The sequence below is a fragment of the Bradyrhizobium sp. 62B genome, assembly GCF_030272265.2.
Lineage (GTDB): Bacteria > Pseudomonadota > Alphaproteobacteria > Rhizobiales > Xanthobacteraceae > Bradyrhizobium.
This window is the reverse complement of the sequence record NZ_CP092841.2, coordinates 2073762-2100013: the sequence shown is the minus strand read 5'-3', so window position 1 is coordinate 2100013 and position 26252 is coordinate 2073762. Positions and strand designations below refer to the sequence as shown.

Genomic DNA, 26252 nt, shown 5'->3' with positions numbered 1-26252 from the left:
AGTGGTAGTCCGGGACCGTATTGATCCGGAATTGAACTCCTTCGCGAGTTGCTGCACTTATGAACATACGCAAGCGTTTGCGCATGCGTTTCCTTGGCGGACGATCCTCATTGGATTGTCTTTGCTTGGGCGTTTCCTCCCTAGACTTGGGCCGCTTGTCACAACAAGCGGCTCTTCTTTTTTGGGGGCTCTGCAGCGTCCCGCTGCTACTGCCGCATCATGATCTGGTCCATCGGCGGCATGTTGGCGTTCAGATGCGCCATGATCCAGACCGTGCCGCCGACCACGAGGAAGACCACCAGCAATCCGAAGGCCAGCGCCAGCACGTTGTTGGTGTTGTCGGGGCCGGTCGTGATGTGCAGGAAGAACACCAGATGCACGCCCATCTGCGCGATCGCCAGCACGATCAGCGCAACGGGGATCGAGGGCTGCCAGACCAGATCGGTGCCCGCGATGAAGAACGATGTCGCCGTGAGCAGCAGCGCAAGCACGAGCCCGATGACGTAACCGAGGATTCGGGTCCCGACACTATGTTGCTCTTCCTCACCCGGCGCGAGATCGTGTCCGATGTGCGATTGATCGCTCATGCGCCACTCCCGAGCAAATAGACGACCGAGAACACCCCGACCCAGACGATATCGAGCGCGTGCCAGAACAATGCAAAGCATATCATCCGGCGCAGGACATCGGCGCGAAAGCCTTTTGCGAAGACCTGGGCCATCATGGTGAGCAGCCACAACACGCCGGCGGAGACGTGCAGGCCGTGGCAGCCGACCAGCGAGAAGAACGCGGTCAGGAACGCGCTGCGCGACGGACCGTAGCCGCGCGCGACGAGGTCGGCGAATTCGCGGAACTCGATGGCGAGGAAGATCAGCCCGAGCGCGCAGGTCACGGTCATGCCGAGATAGAACCAGAACCGGTTGCGCATATCGGCCGCGATGCTGGCCATGCCGCAGGTGAAGCTCGACAGCAGCAGGCAGACCGTCTCGATCGCGACGTTCCTCTGCTCGAAAATCTCCGAGCCCTTGGGGCCGCCGGCGGTCTGGCCAGCCAGCACCGCATAGGCCGCGAAGAAGCAGGAGAACATTACGATGTCCGAGAGCAGGAAGATCCAGAAGCCGTAGGCGGTCACGATCCGCTTCGGCGCGGGACCGGGATGCTCGATCACCACACCGATGTGATGGGGATCGGCCTGCGCGTGGCCGGCGGTCGCGGTCATCGCCATCAGACCGTCCCCGCCATGCTGACGAGGCTGCGCCGCTCCTCGAGATTGACGCGGTCGACCGCAGCGACTTCCTCGGCCGGAATGACGTATTCGTCATGGTCCCGCCAAGCGAACACCACGAAGGTCGCCCATGCGCCGAGGCCTCCCAGGATCACCATCCACCAGATGTGCCAGATCAGCGCAAACCCCATGATGGTTGCGAAGAACGCGCAGACGAAGCCAGTTGGGGAATTCCGGGGCATTTCGATGTCTTGATATTCCGGCCTGTCATGCTCGAGCGATTGCTGCTGCGCGCGGGCTTTCATGTCCCAATAGGCGTCTTCGCCGCGCACGTCGGGATTGAAGGCGAAATTGAACACCGGCGGCGGCGACGAGGTCCCCCATTCCAGCGAGCGGCCGTCCCAGGGATCGCCGGTCCGATCGCGCAAAGCCTCGCGATTGCGGATGCTGACCACGAGCTGCACGATCTGGCAGATCACGCCGATCGTCAGCACGGCCATGCCGAATGCGGCGACGATCATCCAAGGCCGCCACGCCGCGACGTCGTAATGCTGCATCCGCCTGGTCATGCCGAGCATGCCTACGATGTAAAGCGGCATGAACGTGACGAAGAAGCCGAGAAAGGTGAACCAGAACGCAGCCTTGCCCCAGCGCTCGTCGAGGCGGAAACCGAACGCCTTGGGAAACCAGTATTCGAAGCCGGCGAAGGCCCCGAACAGCACGCCACCGATGATGACGTTGTGGAAATGCGCCACCAGGAACATGCTGTTGTGAAGCACAAAATCGGCCGGGGGCACCGCGAGCAGGACGCCCGTCAATCCGCCGATGATGAAGGTGACCATGAAGCCGACCGACCACAGCATCGGTGTCGCGAAACGGATGCGGCCGCCATACATCGTGAACAGCCAATTGTAGATCTTCACTCCCGTCGGGATCGCGATGATCATGCTGGCAATGCCGAAGATGGCGTTGACGTCGGGGCCCGCCCCCATCGTGAAGAAATGGTGCAGCCACACCATGAAGGAGATGACGCAGATCGCCATGGTCGCGAGCACCATGGAACGATAGCCGAACAGCGCCTTGCCGGAGAAGGTCGAGACCACCTCGGAGAAGATGCCGAAGGCCGGCAGCACCAGGATGTAGACCTCGGGATGGCCCCAGGCCCAGATCAAATTCATGAACATCATGACGTTGCCGCCGGCCTCGTTGGTGAAGAAATGGAAGCCGAGATAACGGTCGAGCAGCAGCATCGCGAGCGTCGCCGTGAGGATCGGAAAGGCCGCGACGATGAGGAGGTTCGAGGCCAGTGTGGTCCAGCAGAACATCGGCATGCGCAGATAGTTCATGCCCTTGGTGCGCAGCTTCAGCACTGTCGTGACGAGATTGATGCCGGCGACCAGCGTGCCGACCCCCGAGATCTGCAGCGACCAGGCATAGTAATCGACGCCGACGCCGGGTGAATAGGACAATTCCGACAGCGGCGGAAAGGCGAGCCAGCCGGTGCGCGCGAACTCGCCGACCACGAGCGACATGTTGACCAGCAACGCGCCGGTCGCGGTCAGCCAGAAGCCGACCGAATTAAGCGTCGGGAACGCGACGTCGCGCACGCCGAGCTGGAGGGGCACGACGAGATTCATCAATCCGATCACGAACGGCATCGCCACGAAGAAGATCATGATGGTGCCGTGCGCCGAGAAGATCTGGTTGTAGTGCTCCGGCGGCAGGTAGCCTTGCGACTGATAGGCGACCGCCTGCTGGATCCGCATCATGATGGCATCGCTGCCGCCGCGCAGCAGCATCACCGAGGCCAGCAGAATGTACATCACGCCGATCCGCTTGTGATCGACGCTGGTGATCCATTCGTGCCAGAGGTATGGCAGATGCCCCTTCACCACGACCCAGGCCAGCACGCCGAGGATCGCGACCAGCACGATCGCGCCGGCGACGAGCGGAATCGGCTGATCGAACGGGATAGCGGACCAGTCGAGCTTACCGAGCATCAACGCCTCCACTGTGCGGACGGCCGGCCTCGGAGATCAGCTCCGGCCCCGGTCCCGGCGGAATGTGCTGGGTCGCGATCAGGTCGAACAGGCGCGGGTCTTCGAGGCGGTAGGCCGGCCTGCCCTTTTCGATGCCCTGCTGCATCAGCTTCCTGTAGCTGTCCTCGTTCAGCACCGCGTCGGTCTTCGCCGTGCCCGCCACCCACTCGGGAAAAGCCAGCGGCGATACCACGTTGACGTCGAACATCATGTCGGGAAAGCCGTCGCCGGAAAAATGCGCCGACAGCCCTTGCAGCTTGCCTTCGTTGTCGGCGCGCAGGTTCAGCTTCGTCACCATGCCGTTCATGGTGTAGATCATGCTGCCGAGCTGCGGGATGAAGAACGTGTTCATCACGCTCGACGAGGTCAGCTGGAAATTCAGCTCGGCGCCGGCCGGCACCGTCAGCGTGTTGACGGTGGCGATGCGCTGGTCCGGATAGATGAACAGCCATTTCCAGTCGAGCGAGACGGCCTGGATGCGAACCGGACTGCCCGTGCCAGGCACCGGTGCCGCGGGATCGAGCTGGTGCGAGCCGATCCAGGCGACGCCGCCGAGCAGGATCACTGTCAGCGCCGGGATCGACCACACCACCATCTCGACGCGGCCGGAATAGACGAAGTCGGGCTGGTAGCGCGCCTTGGTGTTGGAGGCGCGAAACCAGAACGCAAAGGCCAGGATCGCGACGATGGTCGGCACCACGATCACCAGCATGATGAAGACGGAATCGACCAGGATGGTTCTGTTGGCCGCAGCCACGGGCCCTTGCGGATCGAGCAGATTCATCGGCAAGCCACTGGCGGTTGGGAAGCCCCGGGACAGAGCCTAGCGCGGGACAGGCTCCGCAACAAACGCGATCGCGTGAGGTCGGTTCCCGCACGACGGAAAGCTGCTGGCCCGCATGCGCCTTCGCTGTCGCGATCAGCCATGCGCACCCGGCGGGACGGCGTGCGGCATGATCGGCCTTCTGCCGCGCATCGTCCGTGCTATCGTGATGAAAAAGCAGGGAGAAAGCGTCATGCGCCTCAAGGACAAGGTCGCCATCGTGGTTGGAGCCGGGCAAAGCCCCGGCGAAGGCATGGGCAACGGCCGCGCCACCGCGCTGACCTTTGCGCGGGAGGGCGCGAAGGTGCTGTGCGTCGACCATCATCTGGAGTCCGCGCAGGAAACCGTTGCGATGATCGCCGGGAAAGGCGGCACTGCCGCGGCCTTCAAGGCCGACGTGACGAAGTCGGCCGATATCAAGGCGATGGTCGAGGACGCGCAGTCGCGCTGGGGCCGGATCGACGTGCTGCACAACAATGTCGGCGTCAGCCTGTCGGGCGGCGATGCCGAATTGCTGCAACTGACCGAAGAGGCCTTCGACCGCGTCGTCGCCATCAATCTGAAGAGCTGCATTCTCGCCGCGAAAGAGGTGATACCGATCATGCGCGCGCAAGGCAGCGGCGCCATCATCAACATCTCCTCGATGGCGGCGATCACGACCTATCCTTACGTCGCCTACAAGGCGACGAAGTCGGCGATGATCGCCTTCACCGAACAGCTCGCCTACCAGAACGCCGAATACGGCATCCGCGCCAATGTCATCCTGCCCGGCCTGATGAACACACCCATGGCTGTCGATACCCGCGCCCGCGAATGGCACAAGACCCGCGCCGAGGTCGAAGCCGAACGCGACAGCAAGGTGCCGCTACGCAGGAAGATGGGCACGGGCTGGGACGTCGCCAACGCCGCGCTGTTCCTCGCGTCGGACGAAGCCAACTTCATTACCGGTGTGACGCTGCCGGTGGATGGCGGGGCCAGTGTGAGACGGGGGTAGAGACCGCGAGTGCAGTGCGCTTCCCTTCTTCCCTTGTGGGAGAAGGTGGCGCGAAGCGCCAAATGAGGGTTCTTTCCACGCGCCGAAATGAAAGTTGGACTCGCGGAGAGAACCCCTCACCCGTCTCGCGGCTTCGCGAGCCACCCTCTCCCACAAGGGGAGAGGGTGCACCGTCACTGCAGCGCGCTTGTCACCCGCCAGATCGTGCCGTTGCCGTCTTCCGACACCAATAGCGATCCATCCTTCGCCACCGTAACTCCCACCGGCCTTCCCCACACCTCGGTGTCGCTCACCACGAACCCCGTGACGAAATCCTCATACTCCCCCGTCGGCTTGCCGTCCTTCATGCGGATGCGGACCACCTTGTAGCCGGTGCGCTTCGACCTGTTCCACGAGCCGTGCTCGGCGGCAAAAGCATCGCCCTGATACTCGGACGGAAACTGCGTGCCCTGGTAGAATGTCATGCCGAGCGAAGCCGAATGCGGCTGGATCAGCACATCCGGCACCGTCACCTTGTCCTTGAGATCCGGCCGCGCGCCGGCATGGCGCGGATCTTCATTGTTGCCGATGTAGAACCACGGCCAGCCATAGAACGCACCCTCCTTCACGCTGGTGACGTAGTCGGGCACGAGATCGTCACCGAGGCCGTCGCGCTCGTTGGTCGAGCACCAGGGCAGCCCGGTCTGTGGCTGGATGGCAAGGCCCACGCAATTGCGGATGCCGGTGGCGTAGATCTTCCGCTCCTTGCCGTCGGGCGTGAAGGCCAGCACGGCGGCGCGCTCCGTCTCGCTGGCCCAGGCCGCGCCAAGCGGTTGCGCTTTCGTCCACGTCTCCAGTCCGCCCGGCGGCGTGCCCAAACCCTCCGCGACATTGCTGAGCGAGCCGACCGACACCAGCATGCGCTTGTTGTCGAGCGTGAAGACGATGTCGCGGGTGGAATGGCCGCCGTCATGCGGCAAGCTTGCCACGATCGTCTCCGCCTTGCCGCGCGCCTTGAGATCGCCGGCCTGATAGGGAAAGCGGACGACGCTGTCGGTATTGGCCACATAGACCCATTGCGGATTGTCGCTGTTCGGGAAGAAGGCGATGCCAAAAGGCTGCCGCAAGCCGCTGGCAAACATTTCGTTGGTCGCGGCCTTGCCGCCCTCCCCGGCCCGCAACACGCGAATGGCGCCGGCCCGCGTCTCCGCGACGAAGACATCGCCGTTCGGCGCGACCCTGATGATGCGCGGCGCGCGCAGGCCTTCGGCGAACAGTTCGATCTTGAATCCGGCCGGCACCTGAAGCGCGGCCTCCGGCGGTCGCGGCACCACCCGCGACGAGCTCGCAACCGACCGTGTCGCGCCGGGCTTGACCAGATCCTGCGGCCGGATCAGCCTGACCGTGCCGGGCTTGTCGGCCTGCCAATCTCCGTAGGCCTCCCTGCCCTGCAGCACCGGGTCGGCCCGCGCGCCAGTCGCAAACAGAAGCCCCGCGGATATCGCGACGGACAAAATTCTGCTCTTCAATTTGTCCTCCCGGCCTGCAATCCCGATGATCGACACCATCGCAGCATATCAAAGCTCTGCCGCATCACACGTCAGCTGGTGCATGCACGATGTGCATCAGCCGCCGGCCATCGTACTGGAAAACCCCGCGGATAGGTGCGACACATTGGTCAAGCGGGGGTTGCGGTCATCAAAGCTGCGGCATCGCTGTCGCAATCGACGGGATGATCATGTGCGGATCCATCATATCGGAATGGGCGAGCCTGCTGCTCCGCTGGCTGCACGTGGTCGCCGCGATCGCCTGGATCGGCAGTTCCTTCTATTTCATCGCCCTCGACCTCAGCCTCAGGCCCAAGCGCGACCTGCCACACGGCGTCCAGGGTGAGGCCTGGCAGGTCCACGGCGGCGGCTTCTACCGGATCATGAAATATCTGGTCGCGCCCAGCCAGATGCCGGACGAGCTGACCTGGTTCAAATGGGAGGCCTACACCACCTGGCTGTCCGGCTTCGCGCTGATGGTGGTGGTGTATTATCTCGAGGCCGATCTGTTCCTGGTCGACAAGTCGATCCTCGATCTCACGCCGTTCCAGGCCGGCCTGTTCAGCCTCTTCAGCCTCGCGCTGGCGTGGCTGCTCTATGAAGGTGCCTGTCGGAGCGGGCTTGCGCAGCGCGAATTGCCCTTCACAATCGGCGGCTATCTGTTCCTGGTCGCGCTGACCTACGCCTTCACCCATGTGCTGAGCGGCCGTGGTGCCTTCAACCAGATCGGCGCGATCATCGGCACCATCATGGTCGCCAACGTCTTCGCGCTGATCATCCCGAACCAGAGGAAGATCGTCGCCAGCCTGATCGCGGGACAGGCGCCCGATCCGAAGCTCGGCAAGGCCAGCAAGGAGCGCTCGCTCCACAACAATTATCTGACGCTCCCCGTCGTCGTGCTGATGATCAGCAACCACTATCCCCTGCTCTACGCCACCCGCTTCAACTGGATCATCGTCGCGATCATCCTGGCGCTCGGCCCAGTGATCCGTCATTTCTTCAACGAGCGGCATGCCGGTCGCCAATCGCCATGGTGGGTGTGGGGCGTGGCGGCCATCGGCGTGATTGCGATCCTCTTCCTCTCCGCGGCCGGCCCGCGCGAGGCGAAGACGGCCGCGCTGCCGGCGCAGCCGAGCCTCGCCGCTGTCGAGGAGATCGTGATGTCCCGGTGCAGCATGTGCCACGCGGCCGAGCCGGTCTGGGCCGGGATCGTGACCGCACCGAAGGGCATTGTGCTCGATACGCCCGCGCACATCCATCGCAACATCCGCCTGATCGGCCGTGTCGCGGCCTGGTCCAGCGCGATGCCGCCGGGCAACGTCACCGAAATGACCAGCCAGGAGCGCGCCGTCCTTGCTGCCTATCTCGAGCAGCGCCCTTGACGCCGTCGCGCCAATCATTTCGTGAAATGAAATTCCGCATCTCGCACTGAATTGAAAATGACTTGACGGCCTATCCGGCGTAGACAGAACTAGCGGCCGCCGGCGCGGCTCACTTCAGTTTGCAATCGAGGAAGAACAGTGGCCCTCAAGAACGTCATCGGTATCGACCACGCCGTCGTCATGGTGAAGGACCTCGACAAGGCCGCCGAGAATTACCGGCGGCTCGGCTTCACGATCTCCCCGCGCGGCACCCATAGCGCGCATATGGGCACCGGCAATTACACCATCATGTTCGACCCCGATTACATGGAGCTGCTCGGCGTGCTCGCGCCGACCGAGCACAATGCGCCCGCCCGCGCCTTCCTCGACAAGCGCGGCGAAGGCATCGAGCGCATCGCCTTCACCGCGGTCGATTCCGCCGCCGGCGCAGAGGAGATCCGCGCCCGCGGCCTGACGCCGATCGGTCCAACCGATTTCGAGCGGCCGGTGACGCTGCCTGACGGCACGATCTCGGCGGCAAAATTCCGCACCTTCATGTGGCCGACCGCGGAAGCGCCCGGCGGCGTGCGCATCTTCGCCTGCCAGCACAAGACGCGCGAGACCGTATGGATTCCCGAGTTGATGAAGCACGCCAACGCGGCGAAGCGCATCAAGCAGATTCTGATCGCAACGCCAGAGCCGACACAGGACGCGGCGCATCTCGGCCGGCTGATCGACCGCGAGCCGAAGGCCGAGACCGACGGCGCCGTGACAGTGCCCTCCGGCGGCGATCGCGCCGACTTCGTCTATCTGACGCTGGAGCAGCTCGGAAAGCGTTATCCCGGCGTGCCCCTCGCCGGCCTCGCCGAGCGCGGCGGCGCTGCGCTGGTGCTCGTCAGCGATGACCTCGCCGCGACGGAGAAGGCGCTGGGTTCGGCGGCCGTGCGCAGCGGGCCCGCGATCTGCGTGCCGCCAGCCAAGGCCAATGGCACCCTGCTCGCCTTCATTGCCGGCTGACTTGAACGAATTCTCTAACGCGTGTTGGCTGCGCGCTTGCCGACCGTCTTGCCCTGCTGCTTCGAGGAGGAGTCCGTCGGCGCATCGAGAAAGACGACGGGCGTGCCGCGTTTGACGTTCTCGCCGAGCGCGCGCGCGTCCCAATTGGTGAGCCTGACGCAGCCGTGAGAGGCGGACTTGCTGACCCTGTCAGGCTCCGCCGTCCCGTGGATGCCATAGCCCTGCGCCGACAGCCCGATCCAGTACGATCCGACCGGGTTGTTGGGGCCCGGCTTGATCTCGAAGGGCTTGTTGGATTTCACGCTCTTGAACTTGTACTCGGGATTGTAGTGATAGGTCGGCAACTCATTGGTGCCGGTGACCTTCAGCGTCCCCGTCGGCGTCGGCCGATCCGGACTGCCGATTGACGCCGGATAGAACGCGACCAGACGCCCAGAACCCTCGTAAGCCTTCAGCGTCGCGCCCGCCTTGTCGATCTCGATCCGGGCGATGCGCGGAAGCTCACGCCGCGCCGGTACGCTCGCCACGGCAATCGTCTCGCCGGCCTTGTCGAAGGACTTTCCCGGATTGAGTGCCTTCAACAGCTCTCCGCTCATGTGGAATTTCTCGGCGAGGCCTTCGAGCGGACTGGTGTAGCCCACCGCCTCCAGCGACTTCATGTCCTCGAGCTTGGCCGGCAGCCTTTTGAGGAACGGCCCTTTCACATCCGCGTCGGTGATCTTGTAGTCGACGACGACAGGCCCCTCGCTCGCTGCGTTCAGCTTGTCCCATAGTTCCGGGGCAACGATCTTGTCGAAGCCGAGACCGTTCTGCTCGGCGAACGCCTTCAGCGCTTTCTGCGCGTTCTCGCCCAGCTTGCCGTCGATCTGGCCGGGAGAGAATTGCGCGCGATCGAGCAATATCTGAAGCTTCGTCACCGGCGCGTTGACCTTGTCCGCAGCCGGCGGCTTTTCCGGACGCGCTGCATCGTTCACAGCCTTTGCGTCGAGATTGCCTGCGAGCGCCGGGCAGACGAGCCCCAGCAACATCGCCGCGCCAAGCATCCATCGCACCATGATCGCTCGTCCCTTTGAAAATAATGATCCGCAAAATCGCGGGCAGTTTCTCTTTGGGAACACCGTAGTAACACCGAAGGAACCGGCGAGACCGCAGCTTTGCCGCAATCGGAAGGTTAAGAACTTCCTATCGCCGGCGCATCGCTGGCCGTTCATCCCACAGTTCGAGGTTGTCTCAGCAAATGCGATTTGTCGTCGCGGCGTGCGCCGCGTTTCTGGTTCTGATGTGCGACCTCGATCCATCGGCGTCGCGGCAAACATCAACTTTCGACACCGCCATTCTTCAGAACAATCATGCCTCCCCACTGGTTCCGGTGGTCGAACTCTTCCTCGCCAGCGTGCAGGCCATTGAGCTCGCCAACGCGCGCGCAGCGCATGAGGAAACGATCGAGCCGCCGCGCGCGAGCGAACCGGTCGCCGAGGAGCCGGTTTCACCGACAGATCGGTTCTGCCATGCGCTTCGCGAGGCCGCCGAGGCCAGCGGCATTCCCGTGCCGTTCTTTGCCCGCCTGCTCTGGCAGGAGAGCCGCTTCAAGTCCAACGAGGTCAGCCAGGCCGGCGCCCAGGGCGTGGCGCAGTTCATGCCGGAGACGGCCGCCGAAGTCGGGCTCGACGATCCCTTCGATCCCATGAAGGCGCTGCCGGCATCGGCCAGGTTCCTGCGCAAGCTGCGTGATGATTTCGGCAATCTCGGCCTTGCCGCAGCCGCCTACAATGCAGGCCCGGGCCGCATTCAGAAATGGCTTGCCAAACAAAGTGAGCTGCCACGCGAGACGCGCGACTATGTCCGCATCATCACCGGCACCAAGGCCGAAGACTGGACCGAACGAACGGAGGCCCTTGCAATCCGGATCGACCTGCCGCGCGAAGCGCCTTGCGAAGGTGTCGGCAGTCTCTCGAAGGCCAAGGACGTGGCCTGGGTTCCGGTCAACCTGACACCTTCCGCCATCGCTTTCATTCGCAAGGCGGAACAGCTCGCCGCGCGGCTGTCGACGAGCCGGGCCCGCAAGCGGTTCGCAACCCTGCTGCGGAAAGGCGGTTCAGCCCATGGCAAGGCGCGCAGCATGATTGCAGCACGCGCGGCCGGAAAGAGCGCGAAAGCCCGCGCCATTCGCTTCGCATCACGCGAACGGCCTTCTGGCTAGTGTTCGGAGCCACTCGCACGAGTGGCTCCGGCATTGCTTGCTAGTCGATCTCCTCGATCACGCGCCGTTCGCGGGGCTCGATGACGTAGGTCCGGGTGTCGCGATGGATGTAGCGGTATTCCCGCAGATCCGGCGCATCCCGATAGACCGTGCTCGGGAATTCCTCCGCCTCAACACTCTCCGGCACGCGATCGCCGACACGGATCTCCGTGCGTGCCGTGCCGGTGGTCCGCGCCTCGCTCCGCCCTTCGGTGCGGGTCTTCGCATGCTTGCGGATCACCTCGCGATCGCGATCGGAGAACTTGCTGGCGCTGCGCTCGCGCGTGGTCGTCGTCGTTGTCGCGGTGGATTGCCCCGAATACGGCAGCACCGTCACGATCTTGTACGACGCCGGATCGACCACGACGATCTGATCCTTCACCAGCGCAAAGCTGTAGCCGCGATATTGCGGCACGATCTCCACGACATCGGGCGGCAGCGTCGACAGGTGCACGTCGCGCGGCACCACCGTGCCGACGTTCAGCGAGAAATTGACGCTGGTCACGGGCCGGACGTTCAGGCGCGAGATCGACGTGCTGATCTTGGTCTCTTGCTGCCGGTTGAGATTGACGTCGGTCTGGGCGGCCGCCTGCGAACCGGTTCCCGCCCCCTGCGCCTGATTAGTGGCTGGCGCATTCGGCGCCTGCTGAGCCTGATTGGTTCCGGACGCCGCGGGCGCCTGCTGCGCCTGATTGCTGTTGGCCGGCGGCGGATTGGCGCTCTGCTGGGACGCAGGCGGGTTGCCGGCCGTGTTCGAGCTCGCGGGGCCGCTCTGCGGCCGCGAGGTGTCCGTGCTGTTCGCGGTATTGTTGGGTGGGTTGGAATTGGCAGCCCCGGACGGCGCGGTGTTCTGCGTGTTCTGTGCCGACGTTCCCGTCGCCGGCGATTGCTGCGGCTGCGACGGGGTGCGCTGGGCGTCAGCGGTGCCGGATGGCGCGGTGGTGGACGGCGCTGTAGAATTCGATTGGGATTGCGGTGTCTGCTCGGACTTCGTGGTCGAGCCGGGCGATTGCGCAAAGGCGGCGTTCGCCAGCACCAGCCCCAAGGCGGTGGTTGCCAACAGGCGGATCATGGTTCACTCCCTTTTAACAAATAAACGTTGGCTACTAACCTGCGCTAAAACCACGTGTTCCACTTTTTCCCGAGAGAAAGCTGACCCTCCCTCTGCACGGAACCTGCGATGCCATCGAAGAGTGCCGGGATCATCGCCTATCGCAAGCGCCGGGCGCTCGAGGTGCTCTTGGTTCATCCCGGCGGGCCGTTCTGGCGCAACAAGGATCTCGGCGCATGGTCGATTCCCAAGGGAGAATATGCCGACGAGGAAGCTGCGGACGTCGCCGCGCGGCGGGAGTTCGCCGAAGAGCTCGGGCTTGAGCTGTCCGAGCCGCTGACCGCGCTTGGTCAGGTCAAGCAGCGCGGCGGCAAGCTCGTCACCGCCTTCGCGGTCGAGCTCGATCTCGACCCACGCAGCGTTCGCAGCAACAGCTTCGAGATGGAATGGCCGCCCCGGAGCGGCAAACGGCAAGTCTTCCCGGAGGTCGATCGTGCCGAATGGTTCACGCTCGAAGAAGCGCGGGAGAAGATCAATGCGGGACAACGCCCGCTGCTCGACCGCCTGGCGCAGCTGGCCGGCGGCGAGTAGAGATCGCCGCCATCAAGCGCCCCTACTCCGCCTTGATGTTCGCCGCTGCCACGACCTCGGCGAGGTCCTTGGTCTCCCTGGCGATCTTGGCGGCGTAGTCGGCGGGACTGAGCACGCTGACGACGCCCTGCGAGCCGAGCTTCTCCGCGACCGCCGGGTCCTTGGCCGCCGCGACGATCTCCCGGTGCAGCGTTTCGAGGATCGGCGCGGGCGTCGACTTCGGCATGAAGAAGCCGACCCAGAACGAGATGTCGAAGCCGGGATAGCCTGCTTCCGCGACGGTCGGCACATCAGGCAGCGACGGCAATCGTTCGGCCGACGAGACCGCGAGCGCGCGCAGCTTGCCGGCCTTGACCAGCGGCACGGCGGAGAGTGGATCGAACACAGCCAGCACCTCCTGCGCGAGGATGCCGACCTCCGCGGCCGAACCGCCGCGATAGGGCACATGGATCAGCTTGATGCCGGCCTTCTGGCTGAGCAACTCCATGGCGAGATGGGCAAGGTTGCCGTTGCCGCCCGAGCCGTAAGCCAGCGCGCCGGGCGCGGCCTTCGCCGCGGCGACGAGATCGGCCACGGTCTTGATATCGGCCGTCTTGGGATTCTCCGGATTGACCACCAGCACGAGCGGCGCCGACACGACGGTGGTGAGTGGTGCAAAATCCTTTTCCGGATCGTAGCGGATATCCTTGAACAGCGTCTTGTTGAGCGTGATGGTGGAGGAGTTGCAGGCGAGCATGGTGTAGCCATCGCCGTCCGCGCGCGCGACGCCTTCGGCGGCGATCATGCCGTTGGCGCCGGCGCGGTTCTCGACCACGAAGGGCTGCCCCAGCCTATTGCTCAAGCGATCGCCGATGATGCGCGCGGCGACGTCGACCGGACCGCCGGCGCTGAAGCCGACCATGACCTTGACCGGCCTCACCGGATATTTCTGCGCCAGGGCCTGCGTCGACAGCGCACAGGCGCACATTCCGGCAATGACGACCAGCAGGCGGATGGTTCGTTGCATTGGTTTCTCCCCAGACCTCACGGCGCCGCTTGTGCAGGCTTGTTGGTGCGACGCATCCGAAGATCATGAATAGCGGCCATCGCGGATTTCGCAATCGCGTTCGGGCACCGGCATTCCGTCGCACGGCACGTACGCACCCCCTGCAAACAAAAAATGCGAAAACAACCCCATGCACAGTAGACGGCCTCAGTCGAAACAAGGGCTTAGGCGGGGGCGCCAATCTTCGGATGTTGCGAAATCGATTTTGACTCGTCGGGCAAATCAGGGGCATATTGGCATCGTCGCGACAACCGTGAGCTCCAAGGCCCGCTTGGCCAGGGCTGCCTCGTGTGATCGCGCATAAGCCCTTCATCGACATCTGAAAATCGCACCCGCTGCGCGGCAGTTGCGCGGATTGGTCTCGCCCGGCGAGCCTCCGCGCGCCTGCCGTGGGCCTGAGGAGATATCGACATGACGACAGCCCTGACATGCAACAGCACGACGCCCGCCACCAAATATGACGGCAGCAGGCCGACCCCGCGGATCAAGCTCACCCGGCGAAGCATCGTGATCAAGCATCCCGACGCGCAGGCCGGCGAGCGGCTGATGGCCGAGGCGCTCGGCGCCGTCGACCGCGACGCGCTGCATGGCATCCTCAAGCAATTGATGAAGGCCAGCGTGATCCTGCAGAAGCCCGACGAGGCCAATCTCGCCTTCATGGTCTCGATGATGAAGGGCATCGCGCCCAGGGATTCGCTCGAGGCCATGCTGACGGCGCAGATGGTGTCCATTCACGTCGCCACGATGCGCTCGGCCTGCCGCCTCGCCTTCACCGAAGACCTCGCGCAGCAGGAAGGCATCACGCGCACATTGACCCGGCTCGCCCGCACCTTCGCGGCCCAGATGGAGGCGCTCAACCGCCATCGCGGCAATGGCGAGCGTCCGATCACGGTGCAGAATCTCTCGGTGCAGGACGGCGGCAGCGCGATCGTGGGGAATGTCGCCCAGCATGCACACCTGGCCGTCGGCGAGCCCGGTGCCTCGATCAACGCGGGACTGGTCCCGTCGCGCGAAGCCGGCAAGCGCGAACACGACCGGGCCGCAGCCATGCAAGGCGCCACCGCATGAGCGCCGGTCACATCCGCAACACGCGCGCGATGGCCGCAAGCCTGCGCTGCGGCGCCGCGACCCGCAGAGGTTTCGCCTGCCGCGCTCCAGCCGTGTGCGGCAAGCTCCGCTGCCGCATGCACGGCGGCGCGCCCGGATCGGGCGCGCCATGGGGAAACCACAACGCGCGCAAGCATGGCACTTTCACGCAAGCGCGGATCGCGGAGCGAAGGGCGATCCGGGAGCTGCTGGACGATGCAGGGAAGCTGCTGAGGGAGCTGGACTCGGACTCGTGTTCACAAAGCAACATCGAGGCCTAACCACGCCACCGGCTCGCCAGCCTAGTGCGGCGCGTTCGCTGGCTTGACGATGGCAATCTGCAGCCCTGCCTCATCGAGCGCTTGGGCAATCTGCTTTGCCAAAAGCTTCGCCTCTTCGGTCCCGATTTGCACGTCGGGATGTCCTTTGAAGAACTCGCAAATGGTGGTGGCGATGATGGTATTGACCTGGTGCAAATCGTCCATTTGATGCACCCGAACTTGCCGACTGCTTCACCCCGGATGGGGTGACGCGGCGGCCCGGCAGAGAAGAACCGTCAACGCAAGCCAAAGAATGACAGAATGGCCGCGATCACGACGACTAGTCCTACGAGGTAAATCAAGCCGTTCATGGAAGTGCTCCTTTCCGATTGGTGACTGGATCTATCAGGGGGCCGTGAGCCCGCCTTTGTTGCTGGTCTGCTCATCGAGCGCGAGCTTTTCGAGCTGCACTTCCTTCTCTATGTCGTGGAGAGAGTTTCCGATCTTGTCGACGATCCTGATCAGATCGGCATCGGAGATCTTGAGGCGCCTTCTCACGGACTTGACCTGCCTTGCGTTTGCAAGATCAAGCGTTGTGCGAATGACGCGTGATGGTTTTGAGCACAGCATGAGCAGGTTTCCTGACTGGGGTAAGAGCGATCACGTCCCTTTGTTCCGATTTTTCCCGAATCAACCGGCGATGAACGACGGTAAAAGCGAGTGGCGGCGAAAGCGTCGCGATCGACAGCAGGATGCGTGGCGGCACGCAGAAGGCTTCGTCCGCGTAGGAAGGCGGCGCGCACAAGCATAAGTTGATCCGCTGGGCTCTACCCTCAAGCCGTCGACATGCGGCCAATTGCGCCACGGTTCATCAGCCGCAGTTTCAGATCGCCTCAGCCTCGCGGTGCGGCCACGGCGCCCCGCACGGGTTCGAGGTTGGTCCGCTGCAGCGCGGTCCGTCTCTCCGCGATGGCATTGCTCAACAGACCGAGCACCAGACCAAATGCCGCGAGCTCATCTTCCTCGATGGCGCCGTCGTCGTAGCACGCGAGCGTTTCGCCGATGATGGCGTCGGCTTCGCGTTGCAAAGCCAGAAGCTCCTGGCTCGATTCCGCGGTTCGCGCGCTGGACACCATGGCCAGGATTCTGTTGCGGTGGCTGTTGGTTTCCTCTCTTTCGTCGCGATTCAGATAGCGACGCAGCCAGGCGGCGGCCGAACCGATCCCTGACAGAAGCAGCAGCCCGAACCAGAAGTAATCGCCGTACCGGTCGAGGAAGGTCCGCTCGTTGCCGTCGATGACAGCCGCCGCGCCCCGATGCACCGGCAGTTCGGTATCCTTGTCGACGTCCGGCTTGGTAATGTGCGCTGCACCCGGCACCTGCCGTGCAATCGCCTGGCGAACTGCGAAGAGCTGACGGAAAAAGGCGGCGACCGTCGTTTCCGGCAGTGACTTTCTCGCGACGATGAGGTGGCTGACGCTGACCGTTTCAACCTTGTCATCGGGCCAGGCCGGATCCGCGTTGAAGACGCTGGGTGGAATTTCCTCCGCTTCATACCGGGGGTGCTTCAGGGCGATGGCTTCCGACGTCTCGATGGCAAGAAACTTCGGCGCGCCACGCGTCCGCGCAGTCGCGGCCACGGCATCGGATGTGATCTTGCTGTCGAGCGGCCCGACCGCCATGAATGCATCGATGGCCGGATCGCGCGCCAGATCCTCGATCTGGTCGGTACCGAAGTGTGTCACGACGACCTTGTCTGCCTCCACGCCGGTGGCGCTCAGGATGACGCGCAGCAACGCCGCATTCGCAGGCGTCCGGCCGATCACGCCGACGCGGCGACCTGCGAGATCGGCGACCTCCTTGATTTTCGGCGAAGCCTTTTGTTTCGAGCCCTTGCTTTTCGAACCCTTGCTTTTCGAACCCTTGCCAGCAGGGCCGGACGGAGCCCACAGCACGACGAAGTTCTTACGGACGACTGCAACGGTCTGCGCCTCCGCAGGCATGTCCAGATCGCCGCGGCCGACGGCGAGGTCGGCCTTGCCGGCCCGAAGCAAAGCAAGAGCCTCCACCGCCCCGTCGGTCTTGATCGGGCGCAGCCGGAGAGCCCGGCTTTCGCCGCCAAAGACATCGGCCATCGCCTGAATGACTTTATGATCGTCGCTGCCGACTGGACCAACGGCGATCCGGAGGATATCGGGCCGCAACGCATAATAGAGTGCGCCGGCCGCGGCACTAAAAACGAGAAACCCGACCGCGAAAGCCGCCAGCAAGGAATTGCCTCTCCTCCGCTCCCGGCGGGCCGCCTCGCTGGTCGTCTGACCTGTACTCTCGGAGGAAGACATTGCCGCTGCCCAACCACAGATCAGGGCTTCCCGCTTTCCAGGATGCCACGTTTCCCGATCATAACGTCCGGGCGATCGCCCTGGTTCATCACGGTCCGAAGCCTGAACACCCGTTAAGCTTCTTCTCGACCGCCGGCAGGCACTCGCTGCCGGTAATGCGGAGAAGCTACATTCCGGAATAATGGGGTCCCGCTGCCGCCATTGGCGCCCGCCCCCCAATCATGTACGCCAATCCGAAATCTTTCCGGGACGGACGCTCATGACGACGGCTGCCACGAACGAGACGGGAGATGGCACCCGCGCGCTGGTCTTTGCGCTGCTCGCGCTCGCCTGCGGCCACATGCTCTCGACCTTGCTGCGCACCATTCCGGCCGTGAGCCTCGACCTGATGGCGGCGGATTTCCGCATCGAGCCGCAGGCCCTCGCCAGCCTCACCTCGGTCTATCATTTTGCCTTTGCGGCCTCACAGATCCCCGTCGGTGCGGCGATGGACCGCTTCGGCGTGCGGCCGGTGTCGCTGAGCCTGCTGGCCGGAACCGTGGTCGGTGCCATCGCGTCGGGCTTTGCGACGGGCCCTTCGAGCTTTGCTTTTGGCCAATTGCTGCTGGGCGTCGCCACCTCGGGCATGCTGATGTGCCCGATGACGCTGGCTGCCAAGCAATTGTCGGCAAGCCGCTTCGGGCTGTGGTCGGGCGCGATCCTCTCGATCGGCAATATCGGCATGCTGTTGTCATCGAGCCCACTTGCCTTCGTGGTCGACAATTGGGGCTGGCGCGCCGGGTTCTGGATCTCCGCAGCTGGCGGCGTTGCGGTCGCGCTCGCCGTGTTCGCGCTGGTGCCGCACCAGCCGGCCGAGCACAAGGACGAATCCTCTCCGCTGTCGCAGATGATCGAGGTGCTCAGGCTCGGCCTGTCGCGGCCGTTGCGCGGGCTGATCGCGCTCGCGATGGTGTCGCTGGCGACCTCGCTGGTCCTGCGCGGACTGTGGGGCGGACCATGGCTGATGGAGATCAAGGGCCTGTCGCGGGTCGAGGCCGGCAATCAGCTCGGCGCCTTCACCCTGGCGATGATCGCAGGCCCGCTGCTGATGGGCATGATTGACCGCAAGGTCGGCCGCCGGCGCGACCTCGTCGCCGGCACGCACGCGGCGGCGGCCGTGCTGGTTGCACTGATGGCGCTGGGCGCACCGCATTATGCGGTTGCATGGCTGTTCGGCGTACCGGTCATGCCGCCGCAATATGATCTCGCGCTGTTCGTGCTGATCGGGCTTGCGATCTCCGCACAGCCGCTGCTGTTCGGCATGTGCCGGCAATTGGTGGACGCACAGACCGCCGGCAAGGCGCTGGCCGCGGTGAACCTCGCCTTCTTCCTCGGCACCGCTTTGATGCAGTCGATCACCGGCGCAGTGGCCGCCTTCGCAGGGCTGCCGGCGGTGCTGCTGTTCATGGCGGTGGCGCTGATCGTGGGCGTGCTGATCTTTTTGACTTACACCTCACAGCATTCGTAGGATGGCGGGCCGGTTGCCAAAGGAAAGAATCATGCCTGTCGACACCAAAGCCGCCACCGACCGCCTCATGCGTTTCCTCGCGATCGAGGGCGTCACCGGACAGGAGGCGGCGATCGGGCGTGAGCTCATGGCCGCGCTGAAGGAGAGCGGCGTGCCGGCGAAGGCGATCCGGCTCGACGATGCCAACACGCGGATTCCCGTACCGACCGAGACCGGCAACCTCGTCGTCGACCTGCCCGGCCGCGGCGCGCTGCACAACCAGCCGCGCATCATGTTCATGACCCACATGGACACCGTGCCGCTCTGCGCCGGCGCCAAGCCGAAGAAATCGGGGCGCAAGATCATCAACGAGGCCAAGACCGCGCTTGGGGGCGACAACCGCTGCGGCTGCGGCGTGCTGGTGACGTTGGCCGCCGAGCTCGAAAAGCAGAAGCTGGATCATCCGCCGATCACGCTGCTGTTCTGCGTGCGCGAGGAGAGCGGGCTCTACGGTGCGCGCCACGTCAAGCTGGACGAGCTGGGATCTCCGGTGATGGCCTTCAACTATGACGGCGGCTCGGCTTCCAACGTCGTCATCGGCGCGGTCGGCGCCGACCGCTGGACCGTCGAGATCTTCGGCCGCGCCTCGCATGCCGGCGTCGCGCCGGAGCGTGGCATCTCCTCGACCATGATCATGGCGCTCGCACTTGCGGACGTGAAAGCCGGCGGCTGGTTCGGCAAGGTGGTGAAGGGCAAGGGCGCGAGCGCGCGGATGGGCACCAGCAATGTCGGCCCCGTCACCGGCGGCGAAGGGCGCCCGGCGGGCGATGCCACCAACGTCGTCACCGACTACGTGCATGTGCGCGGCGAATGCCGCAGCCATGACGGAAAGTTCTTCAAGGAGATCACGAAAGCCTACAAGGCCGCGTTCGAGAAGGCGGCCAAGAAGGTGACGAACGCGCAGGGCAAGTCCGGCAAGGTCAAGTTCAAGGCCGAGACCGACTATTATCCGTTCCGCATGAAGGACAGCCAGCCCGTCATCAAGCGCGCGGTCGAGGCCGTATCGGCGGTCGGCGGCACGCCGAACGTCCGCACCGCCAATGGCGGCCTGGACGCCAACTGGATGGTCCGCCACGGCATCCCGACCGTGACCTTCGGCGCCGGCCAGAACGAGGCGCACACGATCGACGAATGGATCAATCTCGACGAATACGACAGGGCGTGTGCACTGGCTGTGCAGCTTGCGACGATGCGGTGAGGCATGGGCGTAACCGACCGCTTCTGCCGCCGCGGAGATTAAAGTGGTGAGTTACGCCGAGCACATGCGCTTTGCGCATCTGCTCGGCTAACCCACCCGACGCAACAAGAAGAACAAAAAGGGAGGCGGCATGCCGCGCATCGCAAACATCGAGACCGGACTCTACCGAATTCCCCTTCCCGTCACGCTGTCCGACTCCACCCATGGCGAGATCGTCGCGTTCGAGCTGATCACCTGCCGCATCCGTGATGCCGATGGCGCCGAGGGAGTCGGCTACACCTACACCGTCGGCCGCAATGGCGGCGCTGTCGCGGACATCCTCAGGCGCGAGATCCCGCCGCTGATCGAGGGCCGCGAGGCCGACGACACCGAAGCGATCTGGCATCACGTCTGGTGGGCGCTGCATTATGGCGGGCGCGGCGGGCCGGTGGTGCTGGCGCTCTCCGCACTCGACATCGCACTGTGGGATTTGAAGGCGCGGCGCGCGAAGCTGCCGCTATATCAATTGCTTGGCGGGTTCGATGCGCGCGTGCCGTGTTATGCCGGCGGCATCGACCTCGATCTCTCCGTGGATGAGCTGCTCGCGCAGACCGACGGCAATCTCGCGAAAGGCTTTCGGGCCATCAAGATGAAGGTCGGCCGGCCCGACCTGAAATCCGACGTCGCAAAAGTCGCCGCGATGCGGCAGCATCTCGGCGACGGCTTTCCGCTGATGGTGGATGCCAACATGAAGTGGACCGTGGAGGAAGCGATCCGCGCGGCGCGCGCGTTCGTTCCTTATGACCTCACCTGGCTCGAGGAGCCGATCATTCCCGACGACGTCGCCGGGCACACCCGCATCATGCAGGAGGGCGGTGTCCCCATCGCGGCGGGCGAGAATTTACGCTCGCTGTGGGAATTCAAGAGCTACATCGCAAGCGGTGCTGTGTCTTATCCCGAGCCCGATGTCACCAATTGCGGCGGCGTTTCCGCCTTCATGAAGATCGCGCGGCTGGCGGAAGCGTTCAACCTGCCCGTCACCAGCCACGGCGCCCACGACATCACCGTGCATCTGCTCGCGGCGTGCCCGAACCGCTCGTTCCTGGAGGCGCACGGGTTTGGGCTCGACACATATATCGAGCATCCGCTGGTGCTTGAGGATGGGAAGGCGCTGGCGCCGGATCGGCCTGGGCATGGGATCAGCTTCGACTGGGCGGGGCTGGCGAAGCTGGCGTGATACCAATGACCGTCATTCCGAGGCGCGACGACGTCGCGAGCCCGCAAATCCATTTGGCTACAGAGAGAGTGGCGCGATGGATTCCGGGTTCGCGCCGAGAGGCGCGCTCCCGAATGACTTGGGCGCGGTGCGCTTTGCTGCACGCGAGCCATTCCAAGGCGCTTGATGCATGGCGCGGATAATCCGCTATTGTGCCGGCAACCTGCATCTTGCGAGAGACCCCTGCCTTGACACCTGAGCTGCATCAGAAACTGACCGAATGGCGTCGGCACCTTCATGCCCACCCCGAGCTGTCGCTCCAGGAGAAGGAGACCTCCGCCTTCGTGCAGGCGAGGCTCACCGAGCTCGGCATTCCGTTCGAGGCGGGCGTCGGCGGCCACGGCGTCGTCGCGACCTTGACCCGCGGGCATGCACAAAGGCGGGTCGGCCTGCGCGCCGACATGGACGCGCTGCCGATCACCGAGGACACCGGCCTGCCTTACGCCTCCAGGACATCGGGCGTGATGCATGCCTGCGGCCATGACGGACACACCGCCTCGCTGCTCGGCGCCGCCGCGCTGCTCGCCGCCGATCCCAGCTGGAGCGGCACGGTCGATTTCATCTTCCAGCCGGCGGAGGAAGGCTTTGGCGGCTCGCGCGCAATGGTCGCGGCCGGGCTGTTCGACCGCTTTCCGATGGAGCGCGTGTTCGGCTTTCACAATTGGCCGGGCCTCACCGCCGGCACCATCGCCGTACATGACGGCGTCGTCATGGCCTCCGGCGGGCGCATCACCATCACCATCGAGGGTCATGCGGGCCACGCCGGCATGCCCCATCTGACGCGCGATCCGGTGATGGCGGCCGGCCATCTCATCGTGGCGCTGCAATCGATCGTCTCCCGCGGCGTCGATCCGCTCGACACCGCCGTGCTCTCGCTCTGCACCATCGACGGCGGCACCGCGCCGAACCAGATCGCCGGACGCGTGACCATCCGCGGCACGCTGCGCTACCATCGCGAGGCGGTCAAGGACGTCATCCTCGCCGGCATCGAACGGACCTGCGCCGGCATTGCGACCAGCTTCGGCGTCAAGGTCACGCCCGACATCGTCTGGGGTGTGGGTGTGGTGGTCAACACGCCCGACGAGGCGGACCTCGCGCGCATCGCCGCGCAGAAGGTGAAGGCGCCCGTGCGGCGCGACCTCGCGCCCAGCATGGCCGGCGAGGATTTTGCCCATTACCTGCAGCAGCGGCCCGGCGCCTTCGTCTGGATCGGCAACGGCGAGTTGCGCGACGGCGCGGAGCTGCACGGCCCGCGCTACGATTTCAACGACGCGATCCTGCCGGTGGCGTCGAGCTGGATGGCGGAAGTGGCCAAGGCGGCGCTGGCGTCGAACTGATCCAGCCGCACGCCGCCACGCCGACAGCAACATATTTCGTGCACGAACGTTGCCCCGGACAAGGCGCGGCCTGCCGCCGCGTCCGAGGGATGACGGATCGATGGCGCGCGTACTGATCGGAACTTCGGGCTGGCACTACGATTCCTGGCGCGGCCCGTTCTTCCCTGAAGGCGTGACGCTGAAGCAGCAGCTCAGCTATTACGCCGGACAGTTCGACACGACCGAGCTGAACGGGGTGTTCTATCGCACGCCGACGCCCGAAGCCGTGACGGGCTGGCGCAAGCAGACCGGGCGCGATTTCGTCTTCGCCTGGAAGGCGTCGAAATTCATCACGCACTGGAAGCGGCTGTCGGAGCGCTCCGTCAACAGCCTCGCGCTGCTGGAGGACCGCATCTCCAGGCTCGGCGGCAAGGCCGGCCCGATCCTGTTCCAGCTGCCGCCGCAATTCGAGGCGAACGCCGACCGCCTCGCGTCCTTTTTCAAGCTGCTGTCGCGCAAGCGCCGTTACAGCTTCGAATTCCGTCATCCGAGCTGGTACCAGCCGCGCATCCTGCGCATGCTGGCGGACGAGAACATCTCGCTCTGCCTGTCCGACCATGCCGACGCCCCCGCGCCATGGAAGCGCACGGCGGATTTCGTCTATGTGCGCGGGCACGGACCGAGCGGGCGTTATCACGGGCACTATAGCAAGGCCGCGCTGGCGCAATGGGCCAAGCGCATCAAGTCCTGGAAGCGGCAGGGCTGCGACGTCTACGTCTATTTCGACAACGACCAGAAGAGCGCGGCGCCCGCCGACGCGCAGGCGTTGAAGCGGCTGCTGTAGCGCAAAGACGCCAGTTCGAGCGGCGCCTGGCCCTTGGCCACTCTGGACCGGTTGCTGTACCATGGATCTCGCTCGAGCAGGCGAGATCCAATGAACCGACGCGAGTTTGTTTCGGGAGTGACCCTCGCAACCGCGTTTGCGGGCCTGGTACCGACCGGCGCCGCGGCGGACGGCAAGCGTGTCGCGCTGGTGATCGGCAACGGCGCCTACCGGAACGTGCCCTCCCTGCTCAATCCGCCGAACGACGCCAGCGACATCGCCGCGGCGCTAAAGCGGCTCGGCTTCACGGCCTCCCTGATCACCAACGCAGGCTTCGATGACATGCGCCGCGCCCTGCTCGCATTCGGGCGTGAGGCCGCGGGCGCCGACATGGCGGCCGCGTATTTCGCTGGTCATGGCATGGAGATCAATGGCGAGAACTGGCTGATCCCGATCGACGCAGAGCTGAAGCGGGACACCGACGCGGCCAACGAAGCCATCAGCCTCAGAAGCGTGATGTTGCAGGTGTCCAACACCACGAGCCTTGGCCTCGTCATCCTCGACGCCTGCCGCAACAATCCGTTTGCCGCCAGGATGAACCGCTCGCTCGCGACGCGGGCAACCCCGAACGCCGGGCTCAGCCGCGTCGAGCCGGCCGGCAATGTTCTCGTGGCGTATGCCGCGAGAGACGGTACCACCGCGCTCGATGGCGACGCGCGCAACAGCCCGTTCGCAACGGCGCTACTGCGCAACATCGAGACTCCGGGTGTCGAGATCACATTCATGTTCCGCAACGTCCGCGACGACGTGATGGAGGCGACCCGCAACGAGCAGCAGCCCTTCGTCTACGGCTCGCTGTCGCGCAAGGCGATCTATCTCGCCGGTCGACCGCCTGACGGCGCGGGGGACACGGCGCCGGTCAGTCCGCTTCCGGCCGCCATCTCCCCGGTTCCAGCGCACGCGCCGACGTCATCGACGATCGATCCGGCGCTGGTCGGCACCTGGGAAATCATGGTGCCGAGCCGCCGCGGGCAATCCCGCTGGATCTGGCAGATCATGATCGACGGCACCTACAAGTTCCACGCCGAGCCTCCACGTTTTGCGCGTTCGCACGAGGGGAGGATCACCGCCGCGAATGGCCGCTGGACCCTGCAAGCACTCAGAGGCTTGTCAGGTTACAGCGATGGCGGCGCCTACGAGGTCCACGACGCGCTGGCGACGATCACGGGCAAGCTCGGCACCGGTGCCTGGAAGCGCAGCGCGGACTGACGGCGCGGCCTGGGGCGTCGAGCGCTAGATGATCCCGCCCTGCCGAAGCGCCGCGATCTCGGCGTCGTCGTAGCCGAGCTCTGCGAGGACGCGATCGGTGTGCTCGCCGAGCGTCGGTGGACGGTGCGCGATTTCGCCCGGCGTTTCCGAGAGCCGGACCGCAGCACGCGTCACCGGTGCGGGCTTCGGGAGGCCGGGATAGTCGACGTCCTGCATGAAGCCGGCGGCGCGGATGTGCGGATGATCCAGCGCCTGTTGCGGTGAGAGCACGGGTCCGGTCGGAATCATGGCCTCGCCCAGGGCATCGACGGCCTCCTGCGTGGTGCGCTCGGCGCACCAGCGCGCCATCCGCTCGCTGATGATTGCGCCGTTGTTGCCGCGGCCGATGTCGTCGGCAAAGCGCGGATCGTTCAGCCACAAATCCTCCTCGCCCATCAGCTGCGCCCAGCGCTTGAACAGCGGATGGCCCGTGACCTGGCACAGCACCCAGCCGTCCCTGGTGCGGTAGATGTCGGCGGGCGCGGCGGTCTGGCCGAGATTGCCTGTCGGCACGCGATTGACGTTGATGACGGCCTGCTCGATCAGCGTCGCATTGGTGAAGGACAAAGCGGTTGCGAGCAGCGCGCCCTCGACGATCTGCCCGCGCCCGGATTTGCCGCGCTCGATCAGCGCGGCCAGCGTGCCGAACGCGCAATGCAGCGCGGTGCCGAAATCGACCCAGTTCACCGCGGCGCGATAGGGCGGATCGCCTGCGCCCGTCATGTACACCGATCCCGACATGACCTGCCCGACGCCGTCGAAGCCGACGCGGTCGGACCAGGGCCCCGGCCCGCCGAACGCGGTTGCCGTGGTCAGGATGATGTCGGGCTTGATCGCCTTCAGCGAGTCGTAATCCAGCTTCATCGCGCGCAGGGTCTGCGGCGGCAGATTGGCGACGACGACGTCCGCGGTCGCGATCAGGCGGCGCATCACCTCCTGCCCTTCCGGCTTCATCGGATCGAGCGTGACGCACTTCTTGTTGCGGTTGACCTGGAGGAACAGCGCGCCCTCACCATGTTCGCCGACCGGCGCCACGAAGCGGTCCTCGCTGCCGTCGCGCTTCTCGACGCGGATGACCTCGGCACCGAACTCAGCGAGCAGCGTCGCGCAATAGGGCCCTGCGATATAGCGCCCGAAATCGAGCACCCGCACGCCCTCCAAGACTCCTCCCATGGATCCCTTCCCAGTTGTTTGGGAAACATTACAG

25 protein-coding genes are annotated in these 26252 nt (G+C 64.8%); 13 read left to right on the top strand and 12 right to left on the bottom strand.

Going from position 1 to position 26252, the window contains the following annotated elements:
* Positions 1–206 precede the first annotated feature (206 nt).
* From cyoD to ML401_RS09970, 4 genes are read right to left on the bottom strand one after another with little or no spacing between them, the layout of a single operon-like run.
* Complete coding sequence (gene cyoD, locus ML401_RS09985; protein WP_211417901.1) at positions 207–587, bottom strand: cytochrome o ubiquinol oxidase subunit IV; 381 nt, start codon at positions 585–587, stop codon at positions 207–209.
* Positions 584–1225 carry a cytochrome (ubi)quinol oxidase subunit III gene (locus ML401_RS09980; RefSeq protein WP_285811735.1) on the bottom strand — a complete coding sequence of 214 codons (642 nt, stop codon included), beginning with the start codon at positions 1223–1225 and terminating at the stop codon, positions 584–586. The genes cyoD and ML401_RS09980 overlap by 4 nt, the downstream gene beginning before the upstream one ends.
* Positions 1225–3225: a cytochrome o ubiquinol oxidase subunit I gene (gene cyoB / locus ML401_RS09975; RefSeq protein WP_285811733.1), complete on the bottom strand. Its 2001-nt coding sequence runs from the start codon at positions 3223–3225 to the stop codon at positions 1225–1227. Before cyoB ends, ML401_RS09980 begins: the two co-directional genes overlap by 1 nt.
* Positions 3215–4048 carry a cytochrome ubiquinol oxidase subunit II gene (locus tag ML401_RS09970; RefSeq protein ID WP_194406835.1) on the bottom strand — a complete coding sequence of 278 codons (834 nt, stop codon included), beginning with the start codon at positions 4046–4048 and terminating at the stop codon, positions 3215–3217. Before ML401_RS09970 ends, cyoB begins: the two co-directional genes overlap by 11 nt.
* 232 nt (positions 4049–4280) lie before the next feature.
* Between ML401_RS09970 and ML401_RS09965 the strand changes: the two genes are divergently transcribed.
* Complete coding sequence (locus tag ML401_RS09965) at positions 4281–5081, top strand: SDR family NAD(P)-dependent oxidoreductase (RefSeq protein WP_211417904.1); 801 nt, start codon at positions 4281–4283, stop codon at positions 5079–5081.
* Between the two features lie 173 nt (positions 5082–5254).
* Here ML401_RS09965 and ML401_RS09960 read toward each other — a convergent pair whose 3' ends face one another.
* Positions 5255–6589 carry a sorbosone dehydrogenase family protein gene (locus ML401_RS09960; RefSeq protein WP_285811731.1) on the bottom strand — a complete coding sequence of 445 codons (1335 nt, stop codon included), beginning with the start codon at positions 6587–6589 and terminating at the stop codon, positions 5255–5257.
* Between the two features lie 209 nt (positions 6590–6798).
* Here ML401_RS09960 and ML401_RS09955 point away from each other — a divergent pair, with 209 nt between their 5' ends.
* Together ML401_RS09955 and ML401_RS09950 are read left to right on the top strand one after the other, a co-directional pair.
* Positions 6799–7989 (top strand): urate hydroxylase PuuD, encoded by a 1191-nt coding sequence (locus ML401_RS09955; protein ID WP_285811729.1) that lies wholly within the window; start codon positions 6799–6801, stop codon positions 7987–7989.
* 138 nt (positions 7990–8127) lie between these two features.
* Positions 8128–8985, top strand: a complete 858-nt coding sequence (locus tag ML401_RS09950) for a VOC family protein (RefSeq protein WP_285811727.1) — start codon at positions 8128–8130, stop codon at positions 8983–8985.
* A 14-nt stretch (positions 8986–8999) separates the two neighbouring features.
* Here ML401_RS09950 and ML401_RS09945 read toward each other — a convergent pair whose 3' ends face one another.
* A complete protein-coding gene (locus ML401_RS09945; RefSeq protein ID WP_285811725.1) occupies positions 9000–10040 on the bottom strand; it encodes a L,D-transpeptidase family protein in 1041 nt (346 codons plus the stop codon).
* A 182-nt stretch (positions 10041–10222) separates the two neighbouring features.
* On the opposite strand from ML401_RS09945, the gene ML401_RS09940 reads away from it, so the two are divergent.
* Entirely contained in the window at positions 10223–11185 is a 963-nt protein-coding gene (locus tag ML401_RS09940; protein ID WP_285811724.1) for a lytic transglycosylase domain-containing protein, read from the top strand.
* Positions 11186–11225: 40 nt separating this feature from the next.
* Here ML401_RS09940 and ML401_RS09935 read toward each other — a convergent pair whose 3' ends face one another.
* Complete coding sequence (locus ML401_RS09935; protein WP_285811722.1) at positions 11226–12296, bottom strand: DUF1236 domain-containing protein; 1071 nt, start codon at positions 12294–12296, stop codon at positions 11226–11228.
* A gap of 108 nt (positions 12297–12404) precedes the next feature.
* On the opposite strand from ML401_RS09935, the gene ML401_RS09930 reads away from it, so the two are divergent.
* On the top strand, positions 12405–12866 hold the full coding sequence (locus tag ML401_RS09930) for an NUDIX domain-containing protein (RefSeq protein WP_285811720.1): 462 nt from the start codon (positions 12405–12407) through the stop codon (positions 12864–12866).
* 22 nt (positions 12867–12888) lie between these two features.
* Here ML401_RS09930 and ML401_RS09925 read toward each other — a convergent pair whose 3' ends face one another.
* Entirely contained in the window at positions 12889–13872 is a 984-nt protein-coding gene (locus ML401_RS09925; protein WP_285811719.1) for a tripartite tricarboxylate transporter substrate binding protein, read from the bottom strand.
* 450 nt (positions 13873–14322) lie between these two features.
* On the opposite strand from ML401_RS09925, the gene ML401_RS09920 reads away from it, so the two are divergent.
* Positions 14323–14979 (top strand): hypothetical protein, encoded by a 657-nt coding sequence (locus ML401_RS09920; RefSeq protein WP_211417912.1) that lies wholly within the window; start codon positions 14323–14325, stop codon positions 14977–14979.
* Positions 14976–15278: an HGGxSTG domain-containing protein gene (locus ML401_RS09915; protein WP_285811717.1), complete on the top strand. Its 303-nt coding sequence runs from the start codon at positions 14976–14978 to the stop codon at positions 15276–15278. Before ML401_RS09920 ends, ML401_RS09915 begins: the two co-directional genes overlap by 4 nt.
* Positions 15279–15299: 21 nt before the next feature.
* On the opposite strand, the gene ML401_RS09910 is transcribed toward ML401_RS09915, so the two are convergent.
* The 3 genes from ML401_RS09910 to ML401_RS09900 all read right to left on the bottom strand — a co-directional run bounded on the left by ML401_RS09910 (position 15300) and on the right by ML401_RS09900 (position 17599).
* Entirely contained in the window at positions 15300–15482 is a 183-nt protein-coding gene (locus ML401_RS09910; RefSeq protein ID WP_211417914.1) for a hypothetical protein, read from the bottom strand.
* Positions 15483–15662: 180 nt separating this feature from the next.
* Positions 15663–15815, bottom strand: coding sequence for a hypothetical protein (locus tag ML401_RS09905; protein WP_285811714.1), 153 nt, complete (start codon positions 15813–15815; stop codon positions 15663–15665).
* Positions 15816–16150: 335 nt separating this feature from the next.
* Positions 16151–17599 carry a TAXI family TRAP transporter solute-binding subunit gene (locus tag ML401_RS09900; protein WP_285811712.1) on the bottom strand — a complete coding sequence of 483 codons (1449 nt, stop codon included), beginning with the start codon at positions 17597–17599 and terminating at the stop codon, positions 16151–16153.
* A 259-nt stretch (positions 17600–17858) separates the two neighbouring features.
* Between ML401_RS09900 and ML401_RS09895 the strand changes: the two genes are divergently transcribed.
* The 6 genes from ML401_RS09895 to ML401_RS09870 all read left to right on the top strand — a co-directional run bounded on the left by ML401_RS09895 (position 17859) and on the right by ML401_RS09870 (position 25006).
* Positions 17859–19106, top strand: coding sequence for an MFS transporter (locus ML401_RS09895; RefSeq protein ID WP_285811710.1), 1248 nt, complete (start codon positions 17859–17861; stop codon positions 19104–19106).
* 31 nt (positions 19107–19137) lie between these two features.
* Positions 19138–20343, top strand: a complete 1206-nt coding sequence (locus ML401_RS09890; protein ID WP_285811709.1) for a M20/M25/M40 family metallo-hydrolase — start codon at positions 19138–19140, stop codon at positions 20341–20343.
* A gap of 130 nt (positions 20344–20473) precedes the next feature.
* Positions 20474–21559: a mandelate racemase/muconate lactonizing enzyme family protein gene (locus tag ML401_RS09885; RefSeq protein ID WP_212065425.1), complete on the top strand. Its 1086-nt coding sequence runs from the start codon at positions 20474–20476 to the stop codon at positions 21557–21559.
* Between the two features lie 227 nt (positions 21560–21786).
* Complete coding sequence (locus ML401_RS09880; RefSeq protein ID WP_285811707.1) at positions 21787–22935, top strand: amidohydrolase; 1149 nt, start codon at positions 21787–21789, stop codon at positions 22933–22935.
* 100 nt (positions 22936–23035) lie between these two features.
* A complete protein-coding gene (locus tag ML401_RS09875) occupies positions 23036–23758 on the top strand; it encodes a DUF72 domain-containing protein (RefSeq protein ID WP_259204934.1) in 723 nt (240 codons plus the stop codon).
* A gap of 117 nt (positions 23759–23875) precedes the next feature.
* Positions 23876–25006, top strand: coding sequence for a caspase family protein (locus ML401_RS09870; protein WP_285811705.1), 1131 nt, complete (start codon positions 23876–23878; stop codon positions 25004–25006).
* A gap of 24 nt (positions 25007–25030) precedes the next feature.
* Here ML401_RS09870 and ML401_RS09865 read toward each other — a convergent pair whose 3' ends face one another.
* Positions 25031–26218, bottom strand: a complete 1188-nt coding sequence (locus ML401_RS09865) for a CaiB/BaiF CoA-transferase family protein (protein ID WP_285811703.1) — start codon at positions 26216–26218, stop codon at positions 25031–25033.
* Positions 26219–26252: the final 34 nt, after the last annotated feature.